At 73.2% G+C, this 5,203-nt stretch carries 8 protein-coding genes; 4 read left to right on the top strand and 4 right to left on the bottom strand.

Going from position 1 to position 5,203, the window contains the following annotated elements:
* Nucleotides 1-771, bottom strand: a 771-nt coding sequence (locus ACFWEJ_RS27105) for an NAD(P)H-binding protein (protein ID WP_377232278.1), incomplete at its 3' end; no start/stop codon positions are given.
* Nucleotides 772-882: 111 nt separating this feature from the next.
* Here ACFWEJ_RS27105 and ACFWEJ_RS27100 point away from each other — a divergent pair.
* Nucleotides 883-1,317 carry a winged helix-turn-helix transcriptional regulator gene (locus tag ACFWEJ_RS27100; protein ID WP_377232277.1) on the top strand — a complete coding sequence of 145 codons (435 nt, stop codon included), beginning with the start codon at nucleotides 883-885 and terminating at the stop codon, nucleotides 1,315-1,317.
* Between the two features lie 58 nt (nucleotides 1,318-1,375).
* Here ACFWEJ_RS27100 and ACFWEJ_RS27095 read toward each other — a convergent pair whose 3' ends face one another.
* Both ACFWEJ_RS27095 and ACFWEJ_RS27090 read right to left on the bottom strand, forming a co-directional pair.
* Nucleotides 1,376-1,804 carry an SgcJ/EcaC family oxidoreductase gene (locus ACFWEJ_RS27095; protein WP_377232276.1) on the bottom strand — a complete coding sequence of 143 codons (429 nt, stop codon included), beginning with the start codon at nucleotides 1,802-1,804 and terminating at the stop codon, nucleotides 1,376-1,378.
* 98 nt (nucleotides 1,805-1,902) lie between these two features.
* A complete protein-coding gene (locus ACFWEJ_RS27090; protein ID WP_377232275.1) occupies nucleotides 1,903-2,610 on the bottom strand; it encodes an SDR family NAD(P)-dependent oxidoreductase in 708 nt (235 codons plus the stop codon).
* 75 nt (nucleotides 2,611-2,685) lie between these two features.
* Between ACFWEJ_RS27090 and ACFWEJ_RS27085 the strand changes: the two genes are divergently transcribed.
* On the top strand, nucleotides 2,686-3,300 hold the full coding sequence (locus tag ACFWEJ_RS27085) for a TetR/AcrR family transcriptional regulator (protein WP_377232274.1): 615 nt from the start codon (nucleotides 2,686-2,688) through the stop codon (nucleotides 3,298-3,300).
* 111 nt (nucleotides 3,301-3,411) lie between these two features.
* Here ACFWEJ_RS27085 and ACFWEJ_RS27080 read toward each other — a convergent pair whose 3' ends face one another.
* Nucleotides 3,412-4,113 carry an ArsR/SmtB family transcription factor gene (locus ACFWEJ_RS27080; protein ID WP_377232273.1) on the bottom strand — a complete coding sequence of 234 codons (702 nt, stop codon included), beginning with the start codon at nucleotides 4,111-4,113 and terminating at the stop codon, nucleotides 3,412-3,414.
* A 64-nt stretch (nucleotides 4,114-4,177) separates the two neighbouring features.
* Between ACFWEJ_RS27080 and ACFWEJ_RS27075 the strand changes: the two genes are divergently transcribed.
* Together ACFWEJ_RS27075 and ACFWEJ_RS27070 are read left to right on the top strand one after the other, a co-directional pair.
* A complete protein-coding gene (locus tag ACFWEJ_RS27075; RefSeq protein ID WP_377232272.1) occupies nucleotides 4,178-4,672 on the top strand; it encodes an OsmC family protein in 495 nt (164 codons plus the stop codon).
* A complete protein-coding gene (locus ACFWEJ_RS27070; RefSeq protein ID WP_377232271.1) occupies nucleotides 4,669-5,094 on the top strand; it encodes an ACT domain-containing protein in 426 nt (141 codons plus the stop codon). The genes ACFWEJ_RS27075 and ACFWEJ_RS27070 overlap by 4 nt, the downstream gene beginning before the upstream one ends.
* The last annotated feature ends 109 nt before the right edge of the window (nucleotides 5,095-5,203 follow it).

Below are 5,203 nucleotides of genomic sequence, written 5' to 3'. Positions count from 1 at the left end.
GTCGAGGCCCGCCTGCTGCAGGTCGGCGGCGAAGGCCTCGACCGTCAGGTCGCGGTAGGCGACCGGCGCACCGGTGGCGTCGGCGATCGTCGCGGCGAGCTCGGTGAACGTGAACGCGGGTCCGCCGAGCTCGTGGACGACGACGGGCGCGGCGGTGCCGTCGGCAGAGCCGTCAGCAGAGCCGTCGGCAGAGCCGGCAGCGGCGTCGTCGGCGAGCAGGGCGGCGGCCGCCGCGCCGGCGTAGTCGGCGCGGGGCGCGGCGGAGACCTTACCGTCGCCCGTGGCCCCGACGATCTCGCCGCGCTCGACGAACTCGCCGATCCGCGCGGTGTAGTTCTCGGTGTACCAGCCGTTGCGCAGCAGGGTCACGGGCAGGCCCGACGCGCGCAGCACCTGCTCGGTGGCCTGGTGCTCCCCGGCGAGCGGGTTGGTGGTGTCGTCCGCGTTGAGGATGCTGGTGTAGGCGATGCGCTCGACGCCGGCGGCCTTCGCGGCGTCGATCACCGCGGTGTGCTGCGGCACGCGCGCGCCGGGCTCGCTGCCGGAGACGAGCAGCAGCCGCTGCACGCCGACCAGCGCCGTGGCCAGGGTCTCCGGACGGTCGTAGTCGCCCTCGCGGACCTGCGCGCCGAGCTCGGCGAGGTCGGCGGCCTTCTCGGGGGTGCGGGCGATGGCGACGACGTCGGCGGCGGGGACGCCGCGGGACAGCAGCTCCTGCACGACGAGGCGGCCCAGGTGTCCGGTGGCTCCGGTGACGGCGTAGGTGGTCATGTGGTCTCTCCAGGTTTCGGCGTGGTTCCGGCACGGTGGGCAGTTGCCGGTGGATAGCACTAACGAATCGAAAGTACACCACATTCCGATCGCGCGCGGTATCCTCGTGTCGTGAGCCTCGCCGACCTGGAACCCGCCGACCTGCCGGGCGACGCCCCGACCGGGCCGCCGCAGGAGCTGGTGACCGACGTCTTCGCCCGGGGCTGCACGTCCCGGGCCGCCTTCGAGGTGGTCACGTCCAAGTGGGCCTCGCTTGCGCTGCTCGCGCTGGGGGAGGGCAGCTACCGGTTCAACGCGCTGCGCCGCCGCGTCGAGGGGGTCAGCGAGAAGATGCTGTCCCAGACGCTGCAGGCCCTGGAGCGGGACGGCATGGTCACGCGCGACGTCGTCACCACCATCCCGCCGCGCGTGGAGTACGGGCTGACGCCGCTGGGGGAGCAGGTCGCGCAGCGCCTGCGCGCGCTGGCCGACCTGCTGGAGGCGACGGCGGCGGGCCGGGACGCCGCGCCCGCTGATGATCGGGACGCCGACCCTGCCGCTCGCTGACCCCGCTCGCTGACCCTGCCGCTCGCTGACCCCGGGGCTGGCGCGGTCCGCTGACTCGCTACTGGATGCGCGAGACGTGGTAGTGGCTGATCAGCCAGCGGTCCTCGTCGCGCACCGCCGCGACGGTGAGGTAGACATTCACGGGTCCGCCGGGGCGGTGGAACGCGACCGCGGCATAGCCGAGGGCCGCGTCGTCACCCAGCGCGCTGGTGCGGATCAGGGTGTACTCGGCAGTCAGGCCCACGGGCTGCTTGCCGTAGTACGCCGAGACGGCGTCCCGCCCGAACGACGGTTCGGGGTCGAAGCCCTGGAACAGGGCGTCCGGCGTGAACTGCGCGGCGATGTGCGGCAGGTCGCGGCGGCGGATGCCGTCGGACCAGCGGTCGAGCAGCGCGGAGATCACCCCGGCGGCGTCGTCCTGGTTGAGGGTCTCCTGGCTGGTTCCTGCCTGGCTGGTGTCGTGCCGGCTGGTCTCGTGCTGGACCATGAGCTTTTCTCCTTGTCCCGGTCCGGGGGCCGGTCGAGCTGCGTGGCCGGGATGCCCGGCCGAGCGTGGGGCGGCCCGGGTGGGCCGCCCCGGACGGGTCAGTGGCCCGCGATCTGCCCGCCGTCGACGTGCAGGAACTCGCCCGTCACGAAGGGTGACTGCTCCAGGTAGAGGACGCCGCGGGCGACGTCGTCGATCTCGCCCATGCGCCCCAGCGGGTGTAGGCCCGCGAGGGTCTCGTGGGTCTCCTCCGGGTGCATCGGGGTCTTGATGACGCCGGGGGAGACGGCGTTGAAGCGGATGTTCTCGGCCGCGTACTCGATCGCCAGGGCACGCGTGGCCGAGGCGATCCCGCCCTTGGTCACGGACGCGAGTGCGGACGGGAACACCGACAGCGGGCTCTCGACGAGGGTCGTGGTGATGCTCACCACGTGGCCGCCGCCGGCCGCCTGCATCAGGGGGATCGCCCGCTGCGTGAGGTGGAAGAAGCCGGCGACGTTGATGCTGACCATGGTCTCGAGGTCCGCCGCGGTGTAGTCGGTGAACCGCTTGGCGATGAACACGCCCGCGTTGTTCACGACCGTGTCGACGCGGCCGAAGCGCTCGACGGCGGTCTTGATGATCCGGTCCGCGGTCGCGGGGTCGGAGATGTCTCCGCTGACGACGGCGAGGTCGTCGGCCTCGTCCCGGTCGATGGAGCGCGAGTTGGCGACGACGGCGTACCCGAGCTGGCGGTACGCGTCGACCAGGCCGGCGCCGATGCCCTGGGAGGCTCCGGTGATGACGGCAACCTTGTGAGTGCTCATGGTCTTCTTTCTTTGTAGACGGTCGGTCAACTACTGGGGTTCCCATTTATAGTTGACCGGTCGTATGCTGTCAACATGCCGAGAAGCTCAGATGGTCGTGAACGCCTGATCGAAGCGGGCGTGGAACTGTTCTCCCAGCGCCCCTACGGTTCGATCGGCGTCGCGGAGCTGTGCACGCGCGCCGGCGTGAACAAGGGGTCGTTCTACTACTTCTTCCCGTCCAAGGAGGCGCTGGCGCTGGCCGTGATCGACCGGCACTGGACCTGGCAGAAGGGCGTGTGGACCGGGATCCTCGACGGCCCCGGCACCCTGCTCGAGCGGCTGCGCGGCCTGTTCGACGCCACCGCGCAGATGCAGGTCGACGCCCTGACCGGCACCGGCTGGGTCGCGGGCTGCCTGTTCGGCAACCTCGCCCTGGAGGTCAGCTCCCAGAACGAGCCGGTGCGGCTGCGCCTGCAGGAGATCTTCGACGAGCAGATCGAGATGATCTCGGCGCGGCTCGCCGCCGCCGTCGAGTCCGGGGACGTCCAGCCCCTGGCCGACGGCGTCGACGCCGCCGCCAAGGCGATCGTCGCCCAGCTCGAGGGGCTCGTGCTCTTCGCCAAGGTGTTCAACGACCCGTCGCAGCTCGACGCGCTCTGGCGGAACAGCCTGGCGCTCCTGGGCCTGACGGCCCCGGCCGCTGCCTGACGACCGCGCCCGCCCGCCGCGTCCCGTCGGCCCCGTCCCGCCGGCCTCATTGAGTGCTGGGTATTTGCGCTTCTGGCACACAGAAACGAGCAAGAACCCAGCACTCAACGGTCACGGGGTTGGGGTGTCTGCCAGGTCTACGGCCCACGTCTGCCGGATCAGCGCGCGGCCCGACTCGGTCACGTCCAGGCCACGGCCCGACCGGTGCCGGGTCACCCAGCCGGCGTCGAGAAACCGCGAGCCGACGGCGGAGCCGAGCGCCCCGGCCAGGTGCGGCCGGCGCTCCGTCCAGTCGAGGCAGGCCCGCGTGGTCGGACGCCGCGCGGCGACGGCGCCGTCGACGTCCACCCCGAGCTCGCCCAGGCCGACCGCGCCCGCGTCGGTCAGGGTCAGCTCGTCGCGGCCGGCGAGCCAGCCGGACCGCACCCAGGCGTCCGTCAGGCCCGTGCCCAGGCGCCCGGCGAGATGGTCGTAGCAGAACCGCGCGGCGGCCAGGTACTCGGCCCGGCGGCTGCGGCGGTACCCCGAGACGGGCGCGGCGTCGGCCAGCACGCCGAGGGACTCCAGCGCGGCCGCGACGTCCGGCCCCGCCAGGGCGTAGTAGCGGCGCCGCCCCTGGGCGCGGGCGGTGACGAGGCCGGCGTCGACCAGGACGGCCAGGTGCTCCGAGGCGGTCGACCCGCTCACGCCCGCTGCCGTCGCCAGCTCGCCCGCCGGACGGCGGGTGCCGTCCAGGAGCAGGTTGAGGAACACGGAGCGCGCCGGCGTGGACAGCGCCCGGCCCACCACGGTGAAGTCTCGGTCCCGGGTCATCGCCCGACGGTACGGCGCGGACATTTCGGCGTCCACCGAAGGGTTTCCGACCTACCGTCCCGGCATGAGCCAGCTACAGACCGCCCCGCCGTCCCACCCCTACGCCACCCGCCTGCACTGGGCCGGTTCCACCGGCGGCGGCCTCCGCTCCTACTCCCGCGACCACGTCGCGACCGCCGCACCCGCCACCCCGGTCGTCGAGCTGAGCGCCGACTCCGCCTTCCGCGGCGACCCCGACCGGCTCAACCCGGAGCAGCTCGTGGTGATGGCGGCGTCGTCGTGCCAGATGCTCTCCTTTCTCGGCGCCGCCGCCCGCGCCGGGGTGGACGTGCTCGCCTACGACGACGCGGCCACCAGCCACCTTGACCTGACCGCGACGCCCGCGCGCCTCGGCGCGATCCGCCTGGCCGTGACCGTCCGCGTGGCCGCCGGCACCGACGAGACGCTCGTGCAGGAGCTCGCCGAGCAGGCGCACCACGCCTGCTACGTGGCCGCCTCCCTGGCCGTCCCCGTCGAGGTCGCCCTGACGGTCCTGTTCGGAGCGGTGACGGTCGGATGAGCACCCACCTGCGGGACCTGGAGGTCCGCCTGCCCGACCGGCCCGGGGCGCTCGCCGACCTGGGCGAGGCCCTCGGCGCGGCGGGCGTCAGCCTGGAGGGCGGCGGCGTCTTCACGGTGGGCGACGTCGCGGTCGCGCACTACCTGGTGCAGGACGGCGCCCGGGCGCTGCGGGCCGTCACGGCCGCGGGGCTCGGGCCGGCGGTGGTGCGCGACGTCGTCCTGGCCCGGCTCGACCAGGAGACACCGGGTCAGCTCGGCACGCTCGCCCGGCGCTTGGGCGACGCCCGCGTCAACGTGCGGGTCCAGTACAGCGACCACGTCGGCAACCTGGTGCTGCTGGTCGCGGACGACGACCTGGCGTCCTGCCGGGAGGTCGTCGCGGCGTGGGGCCGACGCCGTCCGGCGGCGTCCGGTACGTGACACGACCGCGGGTGCCGCAACAGGCGCCGGGGTCCGGCCGCGCGCTGCGGGGCCGGTGCACAACTCCCCTTTGAGGCCCGGGTTTCTCCTCTTTGGGGCAGTCCAAAGA

Source organism: Promicromonospora sp. NPDC060204, assembly GCF_042728455.1.
Classification (GTDB): Bacteria; Actinomycetota; Actinomycetes; order Actinomycetales; family Cellulomonadaceae; genus Promicromonospora.
This window is presented reverse-complemented; position numbering and strand designations above follow the sequence as displayed.